Origin of the sequence: Nonomuraea sp. 10N515B (assembly GCF_052245915.1) — a bacterium.
Taxonomy (GTDB): Bacteria; Actinomycetota; Actinomycetes; order Streptosporangiales; family Streptosporangiaceae; genus Nonomuraea.
The window spans coordinates 57,204-77,279 of the sequence record NZ_JBQQBQ010000037.1 but is presented as its reverse complement, the minus strand read 5'-3'; the positions used below and the strand labels follow the sequence as shown (position 1 = coordinate 77,279).

Genomic DNA, 20,076 nt, shown 5'->3' with positions numbered 1-20,076 from the left:
GCCGTGCGGGGTGGGCCGCATCGCCGCCGCGCCGGTCGGGTCCCGGGCAGATCTCCAGCGCGCGCCGGGTGTCTCATTTGGGCGGTGTCAGAGGACCGCGCCGCGCTTGCGCCAGTCGTTGCCGGGCCGGATCTCGACCTGCGGCCGGTCCTTATCGCGAATGGCGTAGTGGTCGCCGTCACCGATCGCTGTGTACTCGATACCCGTGCCGTCGAGAAGCGTGAACGTGGCCTCTCCCGAGGTGACCGCCCACAGGTCGGGCTGTAGCAATCTGGCTGTCATGGGGGTTCTCCCTCGCATTGGTTCTTCGATGACGCCGGGCATGTAGACCAAGCCTGGGTGCCCGGCTAGCCTGGCGGGACAGGGGCTTCACGGGCCGGGCGGGCCAGGCGCTGGATGATTGCCACCTGATCGGTCAGCTCCGCCATCAGGTCGATGGGACTGCGGCACTCCAAGAGTCGCCGAACCCCAACCGTCACCTCTTCCAGCGTGAGCCGCCAAGACGGCTCAGCTCTCCAGCCCAGGCCCGTTGGAGTGAGGCCGTAGGTGATCCGCCACGGAGGGAAGGTGTTGCGCAGCACTGCGAGCTGACGGTCCCGCACATCGAGCCGTAGCCATGCCCCCATCGGAGTGTCCTCGATGGCGACTTGCATGAGCGCGCTTGCGTTCGCGCCAATGAGGTTCATATTGGCCACTGCTCCTGTGCGCTCAATCTCTGCGGTCGACTTGAGGTCAATGTCGGTATTCATCGCCATGGCCTTCCTGATCAGCGGATACCAGCGCACAGGGGTTCTCGCGTTTCCGGGAGAAAGCGCAGTGTCATAGTGAAAGAGTGAGCGGGGACATCCAAGAGGGTGGATGTTGGAATATGCGTTCCCACCAATCCCACCAACGAGGAGATCGATCCGAATGCCTCGCCGCCCTGACGCCGTTGATCCCTCCGCGTCGCCCTGGCACTTGCTGGGCTCGGAGCTGCGTCACTGGCGCGATGAGGTGTGCGGTCTCAGCCAGCGCGAGGCGGCGGCGCAAGCGCTCTGCGACCATGGCGACCTGTCCAGATGGGAGCGCGGTCAGGCGCAGGTGCTGCCTGACGTAATAGAGCGGCTGGATGCGTTGTATGGTGCACAGGGACGGCTAAAGGCGCTGCGTGCCTTTGCTGGCGAGTTCGACCGACTTCGCCAAGTCGTCCCCGAAGAAGCCAGCGATCTTGCCGAGGATGATGACATGCATCGGCGTGCTGCTATGCGACTGCTCGCCGCATTGGGCGCAGGAGTGGCCATTCCACCAGGCACCCTGGAAACGTTGTTCTCCGGCATCGACAATGCCGTCGCCGACCGCGGAATTCACGCCGATGACTGGGAAGAGATCGCGTGGGAGCACGGATTCTCTTACTACACGCAGGCGCCAGGTACGCTCATTCACGCAGTAGCCGCCGATTTGGCCGAAGTCTCCCGGCTCCTCCAACGCACCTCCTCCGCGGTGGCCCGTACAGGCTTGCTCCGCGTCAGCGCACAGCTCGCGGTCCTCATGGGCATGGAGATGAGCGATGTGGGAGAGCTGAGATCCTCACGCCAATCGTGGCAGGTGGCCCGCCGCGCCGCCGACGCGACCGGAGATCGGGAGCTGCGGGTGTGGGTACGCGGTTGGGAGGCCGAATACGGGTTCTGGGCCGGGCGGCCCGCCCCTGTCCTTGCCCGCCTGACTGAAGACGCCGTGCACATAGCCCAGGGCGCGGCGAGCGCCGGCCTGGCCGAGGCGCTGCGAGCGCGGGCGTTCGTCGCCGCATCGCAGGGCGACGTCCACACGGTACGTGTCGCCCTCGGCGAGCTGCGGGATGTGTACGAGCGGCTGCCCGGCGACGCGACCAGCGAACGGACAACACCCTTGTGGAGCTTCGCGGAACGCGACGCTGCCTGGGCCAACGCCTATTCGCTGGCCCTGATCGGGGACACGACGCCGGCAACCGCCGCCGTCGACAGGGCGATCGCTGTCTGCCCGCCTACCTTCACCGGGAACATCAACCACTACGAGCTCGTGCGTGCTCTCGCACTCGTTGGTGAAGGCGACATCGACCACGGGCTCGGCCATGCCGTGACCACCGCGCATGCCTGGCCGATCAGCACGATCCGTTGTCGCACCCTCGGCCGCATCCTGGATGCGCTGCCGAAGAAGGGGCGTGAGCTTGAGGCCGCTCGCGAGCTGCGCAGCCTGGCGGCCAGACCGGCGGCCGACGCTTAGCGGCGCCGCAAATGCCGCGTGTACCTCTCCCTGTCTGCAGGTCCGTGTACGGCCGATACCGCCATGGCAGCACCCACGACCAGATGTCGGAGCGCGCGGCGACCGCGAGCGGCGATCTCCGGGCCATTGCCGGGGCCCGCTGGAACATGTATCTCGTCAGCTACACCTGCCTCAGCCATGCGCGCGACTTCAGTAAGGTCCTGCAGAGGGCGTCCAACGTGGGTCTCGCGGCCTTCGCCGCCGGCCTAAGAGGCCTCATCCCAGGTAGCCGGAGCGGGATACCCACACGGAGGGACGACAGGTGCCGAAGGTGCGTCCCTGGCACAATTTGAAGACGGTGATGCGGCTGATCATGGTGGAGTCGGTCCCGCAGCCCCAGCGGGCTCCATTGGTGTCAACAACCGTCCACTTCTGCAGGTAGGTGGTTGCGTACTCGACCCGCACGGCCTGCCCGTCGTCTTGCAGATCGCACACCTCGATGTGCGTGCGATCGGCCGAGACAGTGACCGAGCCCCACCCCGCGTCATCCTGCCAACCGCCAGATGGCTGTGCGGAAGCGGGTGAAGGGGCGAGAACGATGATGGCGAAGGCGGCAGCCGCCAGGGGAAGGCGAGCGGGCATGAGCGAACCGTTCCGGTGAAGGGCTGGGCAACGGTGTCACTCTGGACCTCAGGAACTGCAAGCTCCTGCACGTCAGCTGGGCTGGCGACATAGTTTGATCAACACTTGGTCGCCACCTCATCAACTGCGTGAAGCCTGCGGCGGACCTGGTCTTCCAGCTACTGTGGCGCCGACCTCCTTGCGCTCAGCGGGTGTGCTGTGAGCGTCGGCGGTTCACGGTGAGTACTCATGCCGGTTCGGCGATTCCGGCCCCGCTCATGCTCTCGATCGCGGTCAGCGCCTGCTCCATGTGTTCGTGGGTGCGGATGGCGACCATGGCGCCGGTGATCTCCAAGATCCGGGCCACCCTCGGTTGCAGCCCAACCAGGTGTACGGCGGCACCGGCGGCCTGGGCGAGCACCGCGGCGGCGAGCAGCACGGCCAGGCCGGAGCTGTCCAGGAAGGCCAGGGCGCCGGCATTGATGATCAGATGGTCGTCCAGGCTGCGGCGTACCAGGTCGAGGTAGGTTTCCAGTTCACGGGAGGTGGTGACGTCCACCTCGCCGGCGATCGTGATCACACACGCGCCGTTCTGGTAGCGGTGGGTCAGCTTCATGGCAGCCTCCGCAGGCGCAGCGACGGTGCAGGGGACGGAGCAGAGCCGTGATCGCGGCTTGCGCGCTGGGATGGATGTCGAGCGCATCCCACACTTCGGTGATCTGCAGCAGGCGAGCGGGCAGATCCTGGACGGCGGCTAGGTGTAAGCTGCCGCCCTGCTGGCGTACGTCGCCGTGCACGCGAAGCAGGACGTGCAGGCCGGTGCTGTCCATAAAGGTGAGCTCGCCCAAGTCGAGGACCACGGGTCGGCCGGGCTGCCGCACCCGGCCGATATAGGTTTCCAGATCGTCAGAGTTGGTGGCATCGAGCTCCCCGGCCACGATGATCACCACGCCTGCAGTGAACGGCTGGCAGTTAAGGCTCAGGGGCGACATCATGGCCTCGCCGAAGTTCGGGGCGTAGAAGGCGGAGCGATGGAGATCATCACCGTCTTGGGGAGTCGGCCGGAGTGATGTGGCGGCCACATGCCGTCACCGTCGAGCCCAGAGCTGAACTCGGAGGCAGGAAAGCCAGACCGCCACATGGACTTGGGGTAGTCAGCTGTATCCGTTTCGCACACGTCGGGGCAGCCGGGCGATTACGTCGACCTCAGCTCGTGGAAGTTGACGATTTCGAAACGCAACGGCTCTCAGAGAGGAAGCCAAGAGCCGTTGCCGTTGTCAATATGCGATACCGCATCAACGGCATGCGGAGCCGAGTTCGTGGCGGGTAGTGCCGTTCTCCTCGCAACGACGCCGTTGTCCCCCAACGGCACTCACGAACCGAATCGCCGGGTGCCGGGGTCTCGCGCACCCGGACCCGGCGATTGGGCTATCTGTCTTCGGCGCTCGGCTGGGCTGGTGGCAGCGGCGCCGGTTCGACCCCTTCGATCTTGATCAGGACGGGGACGGTACCGTCCGCCTCGCGCAAGGCGGTCAGGTAGCCCTGGACCCGGCGGCCCAGCAGCAGCCCAGTGAGGCACACCACCCGTGCGAACATGCGCGGATCGTCACGCACGAGCGAGATCGCGACTACGACGCATGCGAGCACGGTGAGTGCCCCGAGGAATGCCACAGCTAGCAGAAGCGCGCCACTCAGCGCCAGGGCGCTGGCGGTGCCGCTAACGCCTACCGCGCCCGCGACCCGGGTCCACAACGCCTTGCTCGTGAGCGGCGAGGCTCCGGCGCCGCCGGAGCTCTCCGGTACGGCGGCCACGCCCGGCCCTTACCAACCACCCGGCCGGCCAGCGGCCGCGGTGTCCGGGTCGAGCGGCCCCTCGCCGCAGCCGACGCGTCGTTCCTCACAGAAGGCGACTGCAGCCGCCTCCTTCTTCCCCCGACTGTTGGGCATCTTGTTCCCTTCCGCGTTCTGGCAGGTCAGACCATCTGACGCCGCCGTCCGGCACCGGGAATCAGGTTGTGCACTGGATTGAATACTTTGCTTATTAGTCCGAGCACTGGTTACCCTGCAGGTGGATGTAGCAGGTACTTAGCGCCCGGATCCAGTGTCTGGTCCCGGTGTATTGCCTGGTCGAGAGCCCGGAAGGCGCTGGGATCGCCTTCCGGGCTCTCGCGTTCCCCCCACCCTTTGTGTACGCCATCTTCCCAGCAGGACCAGGGGACGCCGAAACACAACTTGTGGTGAACTACATCGCTGTAACCACTACATGTAGTGATCCAACCGTAGAAACGCGAGACCATGAACGCAAGTTGAAGACCGGCTATCCGACGTTGTCGCAGGTCACGTCATGGCCGTCCCGTATGTCCGGGCGTGTCACTAAGGGTTACCTAAGTCCGACATAAAGTCATTTTCTGTCCATTTCTCTTCGAAGGTTGCGACGCGGGCGCCAGCGCCGGGGCGCCCCGGCGCGCGGTCGAAAGGCGAAGGCCGCTATCCCTGACCCGGATATCTGGCCGCACCTTGTAGCCGAGAAGGCCATCCCACCGGCGGCCCGAAGCCCGCGAGAACCTGACCTGTGGGCGACGGGGCCGTACCCCGGTGGTGCCCGGTGCCGCTGACCAGCAGTGAGTGGTTCGAGCAACTGCTTAAGCGTTAAAAATCAAGATCCGCGCACTTGCCGGGGTGCAGGTCAGTGCAGTTTGATTCGAGCTCTGCAAGATGAACGACCGCCGCGTGATGGCCCGCGAACGCGGCCGAAGGCAGCTTGACCACTGCTTGGACGGGTCTACGGTCATACCGGGTGTGTCTAACCCGCTGACCCTTCCGCCATGCCCTTCGATTGGGTGCCGCTCAGGGCTGGCTTTACAGTCCGGCCCGGGGTGGCCGATACCCGGCAGCGCGAACCGGCTCATTTCGATCTCGCTGTCGGCCCGCCGATGTGCCGGACGCGTGCCGAAGAGCATGTGACGAGCATGAACTCGGCCATCTCCACCTCGGAAAAGAGGGCCGAGAATCGAGAAAGTGCAGGTCGGAAGGGGTGTGGAGTGGTAGGGCGCCCGGGGCTCGAACCCGGAACCTACGGATTAAAAGTGCCTTCCTGTCCATGATCGCCTAATGCTGGTCATGATCGTGGAGTACCGAAATAACTGGTCGGCCCGCATATTCCGCTACCGACTACGACCGGTGAGAGCCGACCATTGCCTGACCGTTGGGTCTGGCAATGGTCTGCCACGGTCCGGCAACGGTCTGCCATTACTCCCGCGACTCAGGCCACCGCTCCCGCGGGGACACGAACGTCCCGCGCGCCTGGATGGTGAACACCCACCCCTCCTCCGCCAGCAACCGGAGCGCCATACGTGCGGTCTTGCGCGCCACCCCGTGCATCTGCACCATGCGGGACTCCGACGGGATCGGGTCCAGGGGTGCCAGCTCACCCGCCTTGATCTGGGCGCGCACGATGTTCGCGATCTGGACGAACTTCGGCGTCGGGTCGTAGTGGTCCACCGTCATGATCACGAAACGTAGTGCCGGACCCGCCCGCTCTCAATCGGGATACCCGTCTCCACTTAAGGTGAAGCCTCCGGCCGCCAGCCAGGCCCCACCGTCTGCTGGCGGCCGGACTCGCGCCGGCCAGCGGCCGCGGCACAGCCCGTGGTCTCACGCGTCCCGCGCAGTGGCCATCCACAGCGGGCGGGCATGTACCGCTTCGTCTTCTGAGACAGCGGCTGTCAACCGCGGTGCAATGGGATACGTCCACACTCCGTGCACACGCCATCCCAAGGAGTGATCATGCGTATCCTCGCCGCTGGCCTCACCAGCCGAGGCCAGACCCGAAAGGCGGTGTGATGAACGACAAGCCCAGCGTCAACATCACCATCGACCGGACCTTCATGAAGCGCCTCGCCTTGTGGAGCGCGATCGTCATCGGGGCGCTGCTGCTGTTGTGGCCCGTGTCCCTCACCATGCTGGGGACTACCGTGATCGGCGACCCGGCCGTCGTGATCGTCGTCCGCACGAGCGAACTCCTCCAGAAGGTGGAATCGCTGCGCGACAACCCCTTCGGCGGGCTTGCGTCCGGCCCGATTCAGTCCGTCCTGTTCTGGGCCTGGGTCAGAGTGCTACTTGGTGCCACGCTCGTGCTCGGGGCCATCATCGCAATGCTTCGCGGAAGATCGGCAAGGCGCGCATCCCGCAGCCAGAGCACACCGGACAGCCCGTCGTAGACACAGTCTCGCTCCGTACATCGGATAGATGAGGCCCGGTGCTTCCCCACGCCGGGGCCGCGGCGAGGCTAACCTCCACGTGACGGCCGGCCCGCCCGCTGAGGTAGGCGCGGGCGGCGGCCCCGGCTTGCTCGGCGGGACCGGCGCACCGCCCCCTAGGGCCATAGCCAGTCGAGCCGGACCCAGTTCAGCCGGTCCGGCTGGAGCATGAGCCACCCGGCGTACCCCTGAGCCTTCCCGTTGAGCTCGGCCAAGGCGATGCCCCTGGCTTCGTCGCTCAGGCCCTCCCAGTCCTCGCTGGTGAGCACCCACCGACGGGTCATTTCCGGTTGCGGCATCCCGGGAACGAGGCCGGCCACCACTTCGAGGATCACGCGTGCAGATTCCATGCACGCCATCCTCCTCCAGGAAGCCCTGAGATCAGGAGGACTCGGCGTCGTCGCCGGCCTGCCCTTCCTGCTCGCCTTCCTTGCGGGCCGCTCGGGCCCAACGGCCGGTGGGCTCGCCCTTGAGGATTTGGGAGACCCGGCTGAAGTGCAGGGGTCGGCCCTCGGGGCCGATGCGCTCGCCGATCTCTTTGTAGGTGAGGCCCTGGTCGCGGAGTTCCTTGGCGGCTTCCTGCCGGATTACGGCGACTTCGGCGTTGACGGCCTTTACGTGTTCGAGCGCCTCGGTCGCCATGGCGGCGCGTTCGCCGGGATCTGTGATTGCGCGGAGGTCTTCAATCAGTTTGCGCAGCACGGTGGCGGGCCTCCTCATGTCGATCAGTGTAGAGGTCACCTCGTAACCCGTCCTTGGCGACTCGCGAGTCTTTAGAGGTACCCTCTTGCATTATGTGAGAGGGTACCCCTAAGATCGGACTGTAAGCAAGCCCGGCGGAAGCCCAGCTAGGAGGGGTTCAGGATGGAATCCAGCAGCGAGATCCAGGTCACCACCCGCGAGGCCGCCGCCGCGCTCGGCGTCTCCATCCGCACCGCCCAGCGCCACGCCCAGCACGGCAAGCTCAACGCCGCCAAGGTCGGCGGCCGGTGGGTCATCACCCTCGCCGCGCCCGGCCTGGACGGCTTCAAGCCGCAGGCGATCGACAAGGCCCGGGCCCTCATCGAGGACGGCGGCATCCTCCCCACCAGCCGCCCCGGCCTCTACACCGCGGTGAGCAGCGACGGCACCACCACCTACCTCACCCACCACGCCGGCTGCACCTGCCCGGCCGGGCAGCGGGGCAAGTACCCGTGCTACCACCGCGCCGCCGTCGCTCTGCTGGAAGCCGTCACGGCCCGCCGCGCCGCCTGACCACCCGAACGTAAGGAGCGCTACGCACCATGAACAGCAAGAAGCCCAAGCCGCACCTGGCCACCGCCGAGGCGCTCTCGCGCACCGGCAAGCACAAGGAGGCCGCGGCCGAGACCAGCGCCGTGGCCCGCAAGGCGCTCGACGACGCGACCAAGGCGGCCGAGAGGCTCACGGGGAAGACCACGTGAAGCTGCCCGCGGACTGGACGGCCGAGCCCGGTACGGGCTACTGGGGCCACCTCGCGCACCTGACCCACACCCCGTGCGGGTGGCGCACCGGAATGGCCTATGACCTGGCGTGCGAGTCGAACAACCCGGTCTCGCCGCGCGCGGTGGTGTACGGCCACCGGTGCGAGGAGACTCTGGCGCTCGCGGGCGTGGCCGAGTTGTATGCCGACGACGACGCGGCCGAGCGCGACCACCTCGCCGAGCTCGAGAGGGAGGCCTGACGATGCCGGACCTCGCCACCGCCCCCGAGCAGCCCATCCCGTGGCGCGAAGGGGCCGAGCTCGACCGCGCCACGGAGTGGGAGTACCGCTTCATCGAGCAGGCCGACTACGACGGCTGACCCCTGCCACCCCCAGCCCTCCGGAGATGACATGCGACCCATGCTCTTCAACATGATCGTGATCGCGCTGGTGATCCTGCTCGCCAACGTCGCTCAGATCACGATCGGCCACCTGATCTTCAAGTGACGCGCTGACCATAAGCCGGTCCCCGGCCTGGCGACCTCACCGCCGGCCGGGGACCTCAACCGATCCCAGGAGATCGATCGTGTTCAAGAGGTTCTCACGGCGCATCCGCCGTGAACATCAGCCCGCCGAGCCCGTCACGGCCGCGCCGCCGTCTCAGGGTGCTGTGGATCTCGCGCCGCCGAGCCCGCCCGGCCGCTTCTGGGCGATCGGCGTGCTCGTCCTGGCCGCGGTCGTGTCCATGAGCATGAACACCTGGCACGCCTGGACCGCGACCAGCCTGCCCAAGCTGCTCGCCATCCTGTACGGCGTCACCCCCGTCGCCCTGGCCGCCATGCAGTCCCACGCCGTCGCCCTACGCGCCCTCCGAAAGGAGAAGGTCGGCCCCTTCCGGCGAACCCTGACGTTCGCCCTCGTGCTCGGCGGACTCGGCCTGTCCTTCCTCGGCATCTACGACCTGCTGCGGCACGCCGTACCCGACCCCATCCCCGGTGTACCTCTGCACGAGCCCGCGGTGTTCTTCTCCATCATCATCGACCTCATGGCGCTCGCCGCCCTGCACGAACTCCTGCGGGAATCGCCGGCGTTCGTCAGTGCCGCACGGGCCACCGAGACCGCCGCCGCGGTGGCGCTCGATCGTGTACCTGAGCCCGTGCCGGCGGCCATCACGGCCGAGGACCAGGAGGACGCGGAGACCCCGCCGGCCGACCACCAGCGCGAGGATGACGAGCCGTCCGCGGCACCCGCCGTGCCCGCTGTACCTGACCCGTTCACAGGTGTACCTCCGCAGGTCAACGGCACACCGCTTACCCCGATCCCGGCGCCGGCCGAGGGCGACGACGAGCCCGCGATCAACGGCCAGGTACAAGCCGGTACAGCGCCGGACCGCGACGCCCCGTACTACCCGCTGGCCCTGAATCACTTCCTCTCCGACGTCGTCCAGGGCGAGCCCCCGACCGTCCGGACGATCAAGGACCGGATGGACGTAGGTACAGACCGGGCCCGCCGCCTCCAGGCGTACCTCGGCCAGCTGGTGGAGACGTCCCGGTGAGCGTCACCACGCGTAGCCCTCTTGTCGCCGTGGCTCGCGGTGGCCGTTGATGCTCCTGTCGCTGCTCCTGGTCGTCGCCCTCGGCGTCACCTGGAACGTGGCCCGGCGCCGCCGCTCGGGCGGCACGCTGGCCGTGCACCGCGAGGGCGGTACGGCCGGCGAACCGGTCTCAGTCCCCGCCGCGCCGCCTGAGCGCAAGAGCAGGTTGCCGTGGCCGGTCCGTGCGGCGTGGTGGGTGCTGCGGGTCCCCGTCTGGTGGGTGGTCAAGCGCGTCTGCAGGAGGCTGTGGCGGCACCGGGAGTGGCACGCCCCGTGGTGGGCCTGCGCGGCGGCGTACGCCGCGGCTTGCGCGGCCTACGGCCTGCGGGCGCCGTGGGCCGGTACAGCACTCGTGATGGCGGCCATGGTCGCGGCAGCGCGCCTGCTCGCCGACCGCACAGGCGTGCTACCCGTACCGCCGGACACGGTGGCCGGTGCCGCCGCGGTGCTCGGCGTGTGGGCGACCGCGGCCACCGCTGGGGGGCCCACCACCATCACGAACGCGGCATGGCTCGCCATCACCGCCGCCGTACTCGCCGCCTGGTGGATCCCCCGAGACCTGCGAGCGTGGCGGAATCTGCGGCTACGGGTCCGCAACTGGGTCAGCGCGCTGCCTGCCGTGCTGGCCGAACTCGGCGCGGCCGGTGTCGTCGTGGCGTCCCGCCCGGCCGTCGAGCCGACCGGGCGCGTGCTGTTCCCGCTGCGCCTGCCGGTGCGCGTCACCCGCGCCAGCCTGGACAAGCTCCGCCAGCAGATCGAGGCCGGCATGCACTGGCCCGAGGGCAGCATCAAAGAGATCCGCCAAGACCCTGACCACTCCAGCGCGGCGAGGGTGCTGGTGATCTGGCAGGACGGGCAGATCAGCGCTCGCGTCGTGAGATTCGACGCCTCACGACTGCCCTCGACGCACGCCGATCCGCTGTGGCTCGGGCAGGACGACCAGGGCCGCGACGTGTATGTCGACCTGTACACGAAGACCGGCATGACACGCGGCCTGTACGGCGGCGAACCCGGCTCGGCCAAGTCCAACCTTCTCCGGCACATCGGCAGGCTGCTGGCCTACTGCCCGGACTATCTGCTCATCGTCATCGACCGGAAGAACTCCGGCCGCACGTTCGCCAGCTTGCTCCCCCGCATCGATTGGATTGCGACCGACCGGGACGAGGCCATTCGCGTCCTGCAGGCCATGGCCGCGGGCATCCCCTTGCGGGGGCGTCTGCTGAAGCCCGAGCACAACCAGGTGCTGCCGCTGTCACCGCAGATCCCGGGCGTGATCGTGCTGTACGACGAGTTCAGCGAGGAGCTCGGGAAGAAACGAGCGAATCAGCAGGCCATCGAGGCGGCGAAGATCGCCTTCTCGCAAGGGCGGGCCACCGGGTGGGGCGCGGAGATCGCCTCCCAGTACCTGTCACAGGGCTCTATTCACCCCGACCTGCGGCCGTTGTTCACGCGCAACGCGTGCGGCGGGACACGGCACAAGGCCGATGCCCAATTCGTGCTGCGCGACTGGACACGCGTGGACACGACCCTGCTGCCCACGGGCGCGTTCTACATCCAGCTCCCCGGCTCGGCGCATCCAACACTGCTGTACACGCCCGAGATCGCCGACGCCGACCTTGCCGCCGCGGCGGCGGAGACGGCGCACCTTGCGCCACGGCTGGAGGAGTCCACCGCGGCCGAGCTGCCTCACTACGCGGACAGGTGGGCTCGCCTGCCCGATCATCTGCTCCCTTACTGCTCGGACGAGCAGCGGCGGATGGTCGAGGAGGCCCGGGCGCGCGTGGAGGCCGCCGAGCAGGTGAACGTGAGGCCGCTGCGTACGGCTGCCGCGCGCCGATCGCGGGTGATGGTGTCGGAGACCATCCCCGACAAGGTCACCAGCGTTGACGATCTCGAAGACGAGTCACTGCGCACCCTGTGCGGCCTGTTCGTCCGCTCCCCCGCCGGGGAGGCAGACGGCTGCGCCGTCGTGACGACCGCGCAAGCCATTGACGCTGTCGCGCCGCGCCGGTCGCGGCAGTGGGTGAGCGAACGGCTGGCGGCGTGGCGCGACGGGGGATTGCTCGAGCAGCCGAGCAAAGGGGAGTGGAAATCGATCGTGTCGCCTGAGGCGCTCGCGGCGGGCGTGGATCGCATCGAGAGGGCGCTCAAGGCACGGAGGTCGTCGCGAGGGGAGGAGGGGCTATGACCGGAACCCACTGCCGTGACCAGGGGATACGGGTAGTGGATCATGCGGTGACGCGGGATAGAGGGCCTGTGGCGGGCGGTCCGGGGGAGTGGGCGGACGATCACCCCGGGCGGCCCGGCGATCTAGCTACAGACCGTGACCGGACACCCGAGCATGCCCGCATGTCCACGGAGACACACCCCCATACTCCACACGCGCGTACGCGCGGGGGGTGTGTGCCTGTCGGACGTCGCCCGTGGACATCCCGAGCAAGATCCGTTGGGCATCCCGTGGACATCCGTGATCTACAGACCGTGACCAAGGAGGCATCATGCTGACCGATGCGCTGGCCGATCTACAGGACATGGCCACCGCCACGTCGTGGATGTCGTGGGGGCTCTGCGCGGAGGTTGATCCGGAGGTGTTCTTCCCGGAGCGGGGCGAGTCGCCGCGTCGAGCGAAGGTCATCTGTGCCGGTTGCCCGGTCCGGCAGGAGTGCCTCGACTACGCTCTGGCCGAGGAGATCCAGTTCGGCGTGTGGGGCGGGCTGACGCTCCTGGAGCGGCGACGGTTCAGGCGCGTGCACGCCGCAGCGGGACAGGTTCCAGGAGTCGCTGGCCGAACCGCGTTCACGCTTCTACGGTCGAGTCATGGACCCCACAGAGCGTGATCACTTCGCTACGATCACCACGCCGCGAGGCAGCACCGTGCACTTCCCCTTCCTCACCCAGGACGAAGCCCGGGACATCGCCGAACAGTACGGGCCGACCGCCGACCCGGCACCGAAGATCGACGCCGCGAAGGAAGAGACCCCGAAGCAGCTGTGCGGCCAGTGCCGGGGCGCTGGCGGCTGGTACGAGGACGTGAAGGTAAAGACCCCCTCTGGTGGAGAGGTCGTCACCCGAAAGTGGGTTGGCTGCCGGCCATGCGGCGGCTCCGGGCGACTCCCGAAGTAGTCGTGCGCGGGAGATACGGCCATCCCATGGCACAGTAAAAGCCCCACACCGTAGCCTGAAGGTGCGACCCGTTCAGGAGGTGCAGGGCTGTGTACGACGAGACTACCATCGGGGCCCGGCTGAGGACCCTTAGACGCTGGCGCGGCATGAGCCTGGTCGAACTCTCCGGCCAGGCCGGACTCTCTAAGACCCACCTGTCCGACATCGAACGCGGCCTCAAAGCGCTCGACAGGCGCTCCTACATCGCTGGCCTCGCCGCCGCCCTGCGCGTCTCCGAGACCGACATCGTGGGCGGCCCCCACCTGACCGCCGACCCCGTCCAGGCCGGCCCCCACGTGGCGATCCCGCACCTCCGTATGGCGCTGCAGACCAACAGCCTCGACAACCCCCTCTGCGATCGCGCCCGCCCCCTGGCCGAGCTCGTGGCCGAGCTGGGCGTCATCGAGAGGCTGCGGGTGCGGTGCGACTACGATGCGCTGGGCGAGCGCCTGCCGGACGTCGTCGACGAGCTGCACGTCCACACCGCCGACCCGGAGGACGAAGCCGCTCACGCCCTGGCGCTGAGGGCGATGGTCGACGCCTGCGTGGCCGCCACCCACCTCGCTAGCAACCTGGGATACGGCGACCTCGCCCACCTGGCCGCCCGCCGGGCCTGGGAAGCCGCCGCCGGCCTGGACGCGCCGGTGGAGAAGGGCAAGGCCGCGTTCGTCTCCGTGCTGACCATGCCGAAGGTCGGTTCGGTTGGGTCGTGGGCCAGGTCCTTGACCGCCGCCGAAAGGGCCGCGGACGCGCTCGCTCCCCACGCCTCGGGCCCAGTCGGGATCCACGTGCTCGGCATGATCACCCTGACGGCGTCGCTCGCCGCCGCCGCGGTGAACAACCACACCGCGGCGGCTCACTGGCTCGACGAGGCCGACGAGCTCGCCGGCCAGGTGCAGGATCAGCCAAGCTCGGCGTGGATGCAGTTCTCGGCGACGAACGTGGGCGTGTGGCGGGTCGGTGTCGGGGTGGAGTCCGGGGTGTCGGGCCGAGCGGTGGCCGAGCTCGCCCAGCGGGTGGATGAGACCAAGCTGGCGCCCGTGGGGTCGCGCCGGGCGTCGTTCCTGGCCGACGTCGGGCGGGGCCTGGCGCGCGATCGGGCGACGCGGGACCTGGCGGTGAGGTACCTGCGGCGGGCCGAGGGCGTCGCTCCTCAGCGCATCCGCAACGACGCCCGTGTGCGGGAGACGGTCGCCGTTCTCCTCCAGCAGGCGACCAGCAGCGCAGGGGGCCGGGAGCTGCGCGGGATGGCGGCGCGGATGGGCGTCCCGCACTGACACTAGGTGATTCCGCTCCAGCGGAATCCAGCCGTGACATGCTCCTTACCGTCTGTGGTCATGGAGACCGACACGGCGATCAGCGCCCGAGAGCAGCTTGACCTGCTCCGCGCCGAACTGGAGAGCCGCGGATGGCTCGCTGACCACCGCGGCACCGATGCCCGGCCGTTTCTGCACGTGCGCAATCCGGCCGACGCAGGGTTCAACGACTCGATCGCCCACATCGGCGAGCGGTACCACTGGGTCTGGGGTCCCGAGATCGGCCCCGCCGACGACGTCCAGGCGGTGGCTGACCGCATCTTGCACGTTCTGCGGGTGGTCGGGTCATGACCGACACCCGCCCGCAGGGCCGCGCCGATGACGCCGCCCCGGTGCAGCCGGCCAGGCAGGCCGAGGTCTACAACGCGCTGTACGGCGGCAAGGACCACCTCGGCCCCGACCACGACCTCGCGGCCGAGATACGGCGCATCTTCCCCGGGGCGCCGCAGGCCGCCCGAGCGAACCAGGAGTTTCTGCGGCGCGCGGTGCGGCACCTGGCCGACGCGGGCATCTACCAGTTCGTCGACCTCGGCGCCGGCTACCCGGCCGAACCGCACCTGGACACGGTGGCCGAGCCCGGGGCGCGCTTCGCCTACGTCGACCGTAACCCCACCGTGTGCTGCCATCTGCGCGCCCTGTGCCGGGGGGACGGCGTGGTCACCATCGAGCACGACCTGCGTGACATCGACGCCGTCCTGGACGACCCGGAGCTGCGCGCGGTGATCAAGCCGCGCGTGCCGACCGCGGTCATCATGGGCGCGGTGTGGCACTTCATGACCGACGCGGAGGTCACCCACCTCATCGGCCGGCTGCGTAAGCGGCTGGCGCACGGCAGCCACCTGGTGTTCAGCGTGGGCCGGCGCGATGGTCTGCTGGAGGAGAAGGTGGCGGCCGCGGTCAAGGTGTACACCGAGCACGTCAGCCCAGTCGTGCTGCGCACCCGGCAGGAGATCCTGCAGTTGCTCACCGGGTGCGCCCTGATCTCGCCCGGGCTGGTCAAGACGTATGCCTGGCGGCCCGACGACCCGGACGACATCACGCGGGCGGTCAACGACGACGGCACCCCGCACCTGTACGCGGGCGTGGCCCGCATCGTGCCGGTCCCACGCTTGGGTGTCGGCCTCCTGCCGGAGGAGCGATGACCGCGATTCAGGTGCATGCTCTCGTCCGGGCCGCCGACCGGAACGCGCGCCAGGTCCTGGCGCAGGCGGCGCTCCTGCTGGACGTGGCCGGCCGTCAGCAGTCGGTCCTGCGCAACACCTACCCGGCGTGGGAGATCGGCCGCGAGCAGGATGCGTCCGGCCAGGCGTGGTGGACAGCCGCGCTGCGCCGGCCGATGACCCCAGAGCTAGCGGCGGCCGGAATCCGGCAGACCATCCGGCAGAGCGACGCCATCGCGCTCGCCGCCACGCTGGCCTGGCAGTTCGCGCTGCTGCACGACGCCCGGCCCCGTACCGGCCCGTACTGAGCCCCCTGGGCCCGTCGTGCGACTGCGCGGACCGCGGCGGGCCCGGGGTTCCACCCCGGCACCACCCCATGAGCTGGCGCGGCGGTGACTCCGCAGCCCTGGTGCCCGCCGCCGCGCCCCTGGCCCCGGCCGGGGACCGTGCGCTCACCCGCGCGGCCCCGGCCCTTCAATCAGGAGTGGCCATGTACAAGTGGAGGCCGTACGCTCCCCGAGCCGCGCGCCTGCGCATCCACGCAACGTCCTGCTGCGGGGAGTACGAGCTGGCTGCCGAGGGCGGCGAGTACTTCGTCCTGCGATGGACCGGCGACAGCGACAAGCAGGAGGAGACCGGGCGCGGCGTGTACGCCCAGGCCGTCGAGGTGTGGAACGGGCTGACCGCGCAGCACCGCTGCTCGCCTGAGCGACGCCGAAGAATCGGCGCATGAACCCCGGCCCCTCCAGGACCTGGGCATTCACCTGCGGATAGATAGGAAGGACGTAATCGTGGCAAAGAAATCCAAGCAGCGAGAGAAGGTGGACTTCTTCTGCATGCTGACGATGTTTGCCCTGGCCATCGGCTTACTCGGCTGGGTCGTGAGCGGGCATGTGCCGATGATCCCCTGGCAGGCGGCGGCCGGGGCTGTGGCGATGACCACGGTCGCCCTGGTCCTCAGCGTCATCCGACTGCGGCGAGTGTTCGCCACCGGCGCATAGACCGCCCCGCCCGGCGCCACAGGAAAGTGGAGGGGTGCCCGGGCGGGGGTGCCGCCTCACGGCCGTTCGCCGGCCGCCCACCCTCCAGGAGCCATAAGCTCGCCATTTACCTCGACCGACCGGAAGAACCCATCATGACCGACGCCCTGATCGACCTCATCAGCGACACGTTCGTCGACCGGCCGCTGCGCATCGGCACCCGCAGCTCACCCATGGCCCTGCACCAAGCCAACGACGTACGCGACCGGATCCGCAAGCGCGTGCCCGGCCTGGACGTCGAGCTCGTGCCCATGACCACCAGCGCCGACCTGTGGCCGGGCGACCTGGCCGAGCTCGGCGGCAAGGGCAACTACACCAAGGAGATCGACCGCGCCCTGATGTCGGCGCAGGTGGACATCGCCGTGCACTGCATGAAGGACGTGCCCGGCGACGTCCCGCTCCCTCAGGGGACCGCGTTCGGCGCCTACCTGGAACGCGAGGACGTGCACGACGTCGTGGTCACCCGCGACGGCACCCCGCTGGCTGACATCCCCGCCGGGTCGGTCATCGGCACCAGCAGCGTGCGGCGGCGCGCCCAGCTCCACATGCACCGGCCGGACCTGCGCAGCGAGCGTATCCGGGGGAACGTCAACAGCCGCCTGGCCAAGCTCGACGAGGACCCTGCCTACGCGGCGCTGATCCTGGCCCGCGCCGGGCTGGGCCGCATCGACGCCCTGGACCGGCACATCGAGGTCCTGCCGCTCGAGTTCCACCCCGTCGACGAGGGCATCGTGTCCATGGTGCCGGCCGTCGGCGCGGGCGTGATCGGTATCCAGGCCCGCACCGCCGACAGCCCGATCATGCGGCTGCTGGACGAGCTCAACGACCCTGCGACGGCCGCGCACATGTTGGCCGAGCGCACCATGCTGCACATGCTGCGCGGCCACTGCAACTCCCCGATCGCCGGCCACGCCTCCACCACCCCGGACGGGCAGATGAGCCTGTACGGGATGGTGTTCAACCGCGACGGCTCGGCCTTCGTCCGCGCTCACCTGTGGGGCAACCCCTCCGATCCGGCCACGCTGGGCTCTCGCGTCGCAGCCGACCTGCTCCACCAGGGCGCCCGCCATCTGATCACCGCCACCCGGAAATGAGCAGCGGCCCACCCGCCGAGCCCCCTCCCGACCAGCGGCCGGACGGATGCGTCATCACGGCGCATCTGCTGGCCGCCGATCGCCTCGGCCATTGGCTGATCCTCCGCACTGCCGGCGATCACAGCCGCTGGCAGCTCCCCGGCGGCCGAGCAAACCCCGGAGAGCGTCCCCGGGCCGCGGCCGAACGCGAGGCCCGCGAGGAGATCGGCCTGGCCCTGCCGGCGCACGAATTCCTGATCGCATCCTGGGTCCCCGGCCGCCCCGGCAGGCGTGACCGGCTGGCGCTGCTGTTCGCCACGCGGACGCTGACGCTGGCCGACCTGGACGCGATCGAACTCCAGACCAGCGAGGTGGACGCCTGGCGCTTGATCAGCCCCTCAGCGGCGAACCTCCCGGCGCACCCGCTGCTGGCCGAACGCCTGTCTACCCTCGCCAGACTCGGACCCGGCCGCTACATCGAGCAGCAGCCGTGCGCTTAGTGGGTTCGGCCTGTACCTGAGTCCAGGCGCGAAGAAGCCCCGCCACCCTCTGCCTCCCGTTCGCCGGCGAAGGGGCGGGGGCTATCGGTACAACAGCCCGAGGACGAAGAAGAACAGCACGCCGCCCACGATGGCGATCAAGGTGAGGGCCAGCAGCAGACGCATATCTGTATCGGCCTCCTCGTTGAGGGTGCCGCACCAGTGCCGGAGTAGGAGAACTGGTGCGGCTTCCCGCTTGATTGCCCTCCGTGTTCAGAAAGTAACTGATATGTATAGCTGGCGGGCTAACGGCTGGAGGGCCTTTGCCCGCACGAGGGCTGTCTGACCGGGGGCGCGCCTGCCAGACAGCCCTCCCGCCGCGCCCCTCCTATCGGCAAGCCGCGCGCCGGAAACAAGCCGCCCCGGGTCAAAACTCGACAAGGGTCTACCGCGACAGGACCAGGCTGCTACACATCGACTCTCGCGACTCGCATGATGGCTTATGCGGCCTCCAAGGCGCACCAAACGGAGACCGCGCCGGCGGGATCACACCTTGCCGGGGCCTCAGCGCCTCGCACCCGGGCGAGGTACAGTCGGGGACGGTGTTCAGGGTGGAGGCCGTCCCCGGCACGTCAACGGTTGATTTCGTCGCTTCAATGATCAACGACAGCTCACCACGCCTGGGCCGATTTCCGACATACGGCCGAGTCGATCAACCGGCTCCGAACGCGCACCCTGATCGTGGTGCGCAGGCCGGAGGCGGCCGTGCTCACTTCCTTCAGCACGTCACAGACCTGGATGGCGCTGGACAGGGCAGCCTGGTCATCAGGGATGGCCCTGATTGCCGTCGCCGCGTCGGCAAAGGCGCGGATCAGCGCATCCAGGGCGGTGTCCAGCGTATGCACGGGCACCTTGGCAGCGGTCATGACGCGTGGTCGCCTCCCCCAACGAACGGAAGGGGGGACCTTCGACCGGTACCCGGTGCCTGATCAAGCCACGCCCACAGCTCGGGCCACTTCCCCATGGCCCGGGCTCTCAAATTCTCCAATGCGTGTAGTTATGCCGTTTCCTGCATGGTTCCGACGGCGCCGGTCAGCGCCTCGGACGGCCAGGGCCCTTTGCCGCGGTCGCTCTGCTGACGCCGGCAGGGGCCCCGGCCTGCTCCAGGCCCCTGGCGCGTTGTTACGCCAGGGGCCACGACCTTATGGCTAGTGGGACGTGACCCCGAGTCCCGGTACCCACGTCCCGAGGACGGGGATGCCAACCCTCCAGGGGGTGACCGGGATGGCGGCGGTAACCGGGACCTGGTTGACCGGGACGGCCGCAGCGACTGGCATCTGGCCGACCGGGACGGCGAAGCTAATCGGGATCTGAAGGTTGTTGCCGTAGAAGGTCCCCACCTGGTTGCTTGCGGTGGCGTTGGGCGAGTCCGAGTCCGCGCTGGCTGCAGCGGCCCCCGTGGCGAGGGCTGCTGCGATCGCGCCCCCGATGATGGTCATCCTTATGGCTATGCCCATAACGCACTCCTTCTGACACGGGACTATGACTGTCTGAAGTTGATCAGACACGGCCAGTTAACACCTCGGGTCGCCAGAACTTGCGCAGGCACACCGCGCCTGCCACGACGTCCACAAGCCGGGCCACTCCCACCTGCGGTGAGTACAACCTGGGCCGGCGAAGGCGTCGACGTGACCACGCAGAAGCGGGTCAACTG

28 protein-coding genes are annotated in these 20,076 nt (G+C 68.6%); 17 read left to right on the top strand and 11 right to left on the bottom strand.

The features are described 5' to 3' along the window. Positions 1-87: 87 nt before the first annotated feature. Both ACTWQA_RS39160 and ACTWQA_RS39155 read right to left on the bottom strand, forming a co-directional pair. Entirely contained in the window at positions 88-282 is a 195-nt protein-coding gene (locus ACTWQA_RS39160; RefSeq protein ID WP_443163985.1) for a hypothetical protein, read from the bottom strand. A gap of 65 nt (positions 283-347) precedes the next feature. Then, the gene (locus ACTWQA_RS39155; RefSeq protein ID WP_443163984.1) at positions 348-785 is read right to left on the bottom strand and encodes a hypothetical protein; all 438 of its coding nucleotides are present in this window, start codon (positions 783-785) and stop codon (positions 348-350) included. Between the two features lie 172 nt (positions 786-957). Between ACTWQA_RS39155 and ACTWQA_RS39150 the strand changes: the two genes are divergently transcribed. Continuing rightward, the gene (locus ACTWQA_RS39150) at positions 958-2,238 is read left to right on the top strand and encodes a helix-turn-helix domain-containing protein (protein ID WP_443163983.1); all 1,281 of its coding nucleotides are present in this window, start codon (positions 958-960) and stop codon (positions 2,236-2,238) included. Between the two features lie 255 nt (positions 2,239-2,493). On the opposite strand, the gene ACTWQA_RS39145 is transcribed toward ACTWQA_RS39150, so the two are convergent. From ACTWQA_RS39145 to ACTWQA_RS39125, 5 genes are all read right to left on the bottom strand, one after another. Continuing rightward, positions 2,494-2,859: a hypothetical protein gene (locus tag ACTWQA_RS39145; protein WP_443163982.1), complete on the bottom strand. Its 366-nt coding sequence runs from the start codon at positions 2,857-2,859 to the stop codon at positions 2,494-2,496. A gap of 226 nt (positions 2,860-3,085) precedes the next feature. After that, positions 3,086-3,418: an STAS domain-containing protein gene (locus ACTWQA_RS39140; RefSeq protein ID WP_443163981.1), complete on the bottom strand. Its 333-nt coding sequence runs from the start codon at positions 3,416-3,418 to the stop codon at positions 3,086-3,088. Then, a complete protein-coding gene (locus ACTWQA_RS39135; RefSeq protein ID WP_443163980.1) occupies positions 3,375-3,920 on the bottom strand; it encodes an STAS domain-containing protein in 546 nt (181 codons plus the stop codon). Before ACTWQA_RS39135 ends, ACTWQA_RS39140 begins: the two co-directional genes overlap by 44 nt. 346 nt (positions 3,921-4,266) lie before the next feature. Next, entirely contained in the window at positions 4,267-4,650 is a 384-nt protein-coding gene (locus ACTWQA_RS39130) for a hypothetical protein (RefSeq protein ID WP_443163979.1), read from the bottom strand. Positions 4,651-6,087: 1,437 nt separating this feature from the next. Then, positions 6,088-6,345: a GntR family transcriptional regulator gene (locus ACTWQA_RS39125; RefSeq protein ID WP_443163978.1), complete on the bottom strand. Its 258-nt coding sequence runs from the start codon at positions 6,343-6,345 to the stop codon at positions 6,088-6,090. A gap of 335 nt (positions 6,346-6,680) precedes the next feature. Here ACTWQA_RS39125 and ACTWQA_RS39120 point away from each other — a divergent pair, with 335 nt between their 5' ends. After that, the gene (locus ACTWQA_RS39120; RefSeq protein ID WP_443163977.1) at positions 6,681-7,058 is read left to right on the top strand and encodes a hypothetical protein; all 378 of its coding nucleotides are present in this window, start codon (positions 6,681-6,683) and stop codon (positions 7,056-7,058) included. 155 nt (positions 7,059-7,213) lie between these two features. On the opposite strand, the gene ACTWQA_RS39115 is transcribed toward ACTWQA_RS39120, so the two are convergent. Next, positions 7,214-7,447: a hypothetical protein gene (locus tag ACTWQA_RS39115; RefSeq protein ID WP_443163976.1), complete on the bottom strand. Its 234-nt coding sequence runs from the start codon at positions 7,445-7,447 to the stop codon at positions 7,214-7,216. Between the two features lie 31 nt (positions 7,448-7,478). After that, positions 7,479-7,799, bottom strand: coding sequence for a hypothetical protein (locus tag ACTWQA_RS39110; protein ID WP_443163975.1), 321 nt, complete (start codon positions 7,797-7,799; stop codon positions 7,479-7,481). 162 nt (positions 7,800-7,961) lie between these two features. Here ACTWQA_RS39110 and ACTWQA_RS39105 point away from each other — a divergent pair, with 162 nt between their 5' ends. From ACTWQA_RS39105 to ACTWQA_RS39035, 15 genes are all read left to right on the top strand, one after another. Continuing rightward, on the top strand, positions 7,962-8,351 hold the full coding sequence (locus ACTWQA_RS39105; RefSeq protein WP_443163974.1) for a helix-turn-helix domain-containing protein: 390 nt from the start codon (positions 7,962-7,964) through the stop codon (positions 8,349-8,351). Positions 8,352-8,380: 29 nt separating this feature from the next. Beyond that, positions 8,381-8,539 carry a hypothetical protein gene (locus tag ACTWQA_RS39100; protein WP_443163973.1) on the top strand — a complete coding sequence of 53 codons (159 nt, stop codon included), beginning with the start codon at positions 8,381-8,383 and terminating at the stop codon, positions 8,537-8,539. Continuing rightward, positions 8,536-8,799, top strand: a complete 264-nt coding sequence (locus ACTWQA_RS39095) for a hypothetical protein (protein WP_443163972.1) — start codon at positions 8,536-8,538, stop codon at positions 8,797-8,799. Before ACTWQA_RS39100 ends, ACTWQA_RS39095 begins: the two co-directional genes overlap by 4 nt. A 325-nt stretch (positions 8,800-9,124) precedes the next feature. After that, positions 9,125-10,093 carry a hypothetical protein gene (locus ACTWQA_RS39090; protein ID WP_443163971.1) on the top strand — a complete coding sequence of 323 codons (969 nt, stop codon included), beginning with the start codon at positions 9,125-9,127 and terminating at the stop codon, positions 10,091-10,093. Between the two features lie 49 nt (positions 10,094-10,142). After that, positions 10,143-12,320 (top strand): hypothetical protein, encoded by a 2,178-nt coding sequence (locus tag ACTWQA_RS39085; RefSeq protein WP_443163970.1) that lies wholly within the window; start codon positions 10,143-10,145, stop codon positions 12,318-12,320. Between the two features lie 343 nt (positions 12,321-12,663). Next, entirely contained in the window at positions 12,664-12,969 is a 306-nt protein-coding gene (locus ACTWQA_RS39080) for a WhiB family transcriptional regulator (RefSeq protein WP_443164011.1), read from the top strand. After that, positions 12,950-13,255 carry a hypothetical protein gene (locus tag ACTWQA_RS39075; RefSeq protein ID WP_443163969.1) on the top strand — a complete coding sequence of 102 codons (306 nt, stop codon included), beginning with the start codon at positions 12,950-12,952 and terminating at the stop codon, positions 13,253-13,255. Before ACTWQA_RS39080 ends, ACTWQA_RS39075 begins: the two co-directional genes overlap by 20 nt. Positions 13,256-13,344: 89 nt before the next feature. Beyond that, on the top strand, positions 13,345-14,571 hold the full coding sequence (locus tag ACTWQA_RS39070; RefSeq protein WP_443163968.1) for a helix-turn-helix domain-containing protein: 1,227 nt from the start codon (positions 13,345-13,347) through the stop codon (positions 14,569-14,571). Positions 14,572-14,631: 60 nt separating this feature from the next. Beyond that, positions 14,632-14,901 (top strand): hypothetical protein, encoded by a 270-nt coding sequence (locus tag ACTWQA_RS39065; protein ID WP_443163967.1) that lies wholly within the window; start codon positions 14,632-14,634, stop codon positions 14,899-14,901. Further along, positions 14,898-15,752: an SAM-dependent methyltransferase gene (locus tag ACTWQA_RS39060; RefSeq protein WP_443163966.1), complete on the top strand. Its 855-nt coding sequence runs from the start codon at positions 14,898-14,900 to the stop codon at positions 15,750-15,752. Before ACTWQA_RS39065 ends, ACTWQA_RS39060 begins: the two co-directional genes overlap by 4 nt. Continuing rightward, entirely contained in the window at positions 15,749-16,078 is a 330-nt protein-coding gene (locus ACTWQA_RS39055; RefSeq protein ID WP_443163965.1) for a hypothetical protein, read from the top strand. The genes ACTWQA_RS39060 and ACTWQA_RS39055 overlap by 4 nt, the downstream gene beginning before the upstream one ends. A gap of 68 nt (positions 16,079-16,146) precedes the next feature. Beyond that, positions 16,147-16,503 (top strand): hypothetical protein, encoded by a 357-nt coding sequence (locus ACTWQA_RS39050; RefSeq protein ID WP_443163964.1) that lies wholly within the window; start codon positions 16,147-16,149, stop codon positions 16,501-16,503. Between the two features lie 58 nt (positions 16,504-16,561). Next, positions 16,562-16,771, top strand: a complete 210-nt coding sequence (locus ACTWQA_RS39045; protein WP_443163963.1) for a hypothetical protein — start codon at positions 16,562-16,564, stop codon at positions 16,769-16,771. A 134-nt stretch (positions 16,772-16,905) separates the two neighbouring features. Next, positions 16,906-17,904, top strand: a complete 999-nt coding sequence (hemC, locus tag ACTWQA_RS39040) for a hydroxymethylbilane synthase (protein ID WP_443163962.1) — start codon at positions 16,906-16,908, stop codon at positions 17,902-17,904. After that, positions 17,901-18,383 carry an NUDIX domain-containing protein gene (locus ACTWQA_RS39035; protein WP_443163961.1) on the top strand — a complete coding sequence of 161 codons (483 nt, stop codon included), beginning with the start codon at positions 17,901-17,903 and terminating at the stop codon, positions 18,381-18,383. Before hemC ends, ACTWQA_RS39035 begins: the two co-directional genes overlap by 4 nt. A gap of 650 nt (positions 18,384-19,033) precedes the next feature. Here the strand turns inward: ACTWQA_RS39035 and ACTWQA_RS39030 are convergent. Beyond that, positions 19,034-19,288, bottom strand: coding sequence for a hypothetical protein (locus ACTWQA_RS39030; protein ID WP_443163960.1), 255 nt, complete (start codon positions 19,286-19,288; stop codon positions 19,034-19,036). Between the two features lie 282 nt (positions 19,289-19,570). Continuing rightward, positions 19,571-19,879: a hypothetical protein gene (locus tag ACTWQA_RS39025; RefSeq protein WP_443163959.1), complete on the bottom strand. Its 309-nt coding sequence runs from the start codon at positions 19,877-19,879 to the stop codon at positions 19,571-19,573. Positions 19,880-20,076: the final 197 nt, after the last annotated feature.

Coding starts and splice junctions, on each gene's coding strand:
- ACTWQA_RS39160 (WP_443163985.1), bottom strand. CDS start 282: ATGACAGCCAGATTGCTACAGCCCGACCTGTGGGCGGTCACCTCGGGA.
- ACTWQA_RS39145 (WP_443163982.1), bottom strand. CDS start 2,859: ATGCCCGCTCGCCTTCCCCTGGCGGCTGCCGCCTTCGCCATCATCGTT.
- ACTWQA_RS39125 (WP_443163978.1), bottom strand. CDS start 6,345: ATGACGGTGGACCACTACGACCCGACGCCGAAGTTCGTCCAGATCGCG.
- ACTWQA_RS39120 (WP_443163977.1), top strand. CDS start 6,681: ATGAACGACAAGCCCAGCGTCAACATCACCATCGACCGGACCTTCATG.
- ACTWQA_RS39115 (WP_443163976.1), bottom strand. CDS start 7,447: ATGGAATCTGCACGCGTGATCCTCGAAGTGGTGGCCGGCCTCGTTCCC.
- ACTWQA_RS39105 (WP_443163974.1), top strand. CDS start 7,962: ATGGAATCCAGCAGCGAGATCCAGGTCACCACCCGCGAGGCCGCCGCC.
- ACTWQA_RS39100 (WP_443163973.1), top strand. CDS start 8,381: ATGAACAGCAAGAAGCCCAAGCCGCACCTGGCCACCGCCGAGGCGCTC.
- ACTWQA_RS39085 (WP_443163970.1), top strand. CDS start 10,143: ATGCTCCTGTCGCTGCTCCTGGTCGTCGCCCTCGGCGTCACCTGGAAC.
- ACTWQA_RS39080 (WP_443164011.1), top strand. CDS start 12,664: ATGGCCACCGCCACGTCGTGGATGTCGTGGGGGCTCTGCGCGGAGGTT.
- ACTWQA_RS39075 (WP_443163969.1), top strand. CDS start 12,950: ATGGACCCCACAGAGCGTGATCACTTCGCTACGATCACCACGCCGCGA.
- ACTWQA_RS39065 (WP_443163967.1), top strand. CDS start 14,632: ATGGAGACCGACACGGCGATCAGCGCCCGAGAGCAGCTTGACCTGCTC.
- ACTWQA_RS39060 (WP_443163966.1), top strand. CDS start 14,898: ATGACCGACACCCGCCCGCAGGGCCGCGCCGATGACGCCGCCCCGGTG.
- ACTWQA_RS39055 (WP_443163965.1), top strand. CDS start 15,749: ATGACCGCGATTCAGGTGCATGCTCTCGTCCGGGCCGCCGACCGGAAC.
- ACTWQA_RS39050 (WP_443163964.1), top strand. CDS start 16,147: ATGAGCTGGCGCGGCGGTGACTCCGCAGCCCTGGTGCCCGCCGCCGCG.
- hemC (WP_443163962.1), top strand. CDS start 16,906: ATGACCGACGCCCTGATCGACCTCATCAGCGACACGTTCGTCGACCGG.
- ACTWQA_RS39035 (WP_443163961.1), top strand. CDS start 17,901: ATGAGCAGCGGCCCACCCGCCGAGCCCCCTCCCGACCAGCGGCCGGAC.
- ACTWQA_RS39030 (WP_443163960.1), bottom strand. CDS start 19,288: ATGACCGCTGCCAAGGTGCCCGTGCATACGCTGGACACCGCCCTGGAT.
- ACTWQA_RS39025 (WP_443163959.1), bottom strand. CDS start 19,879: ATGGGCATAGCCATAAGGATGACCATCATCGGGGGCGCGATCGCAGCA.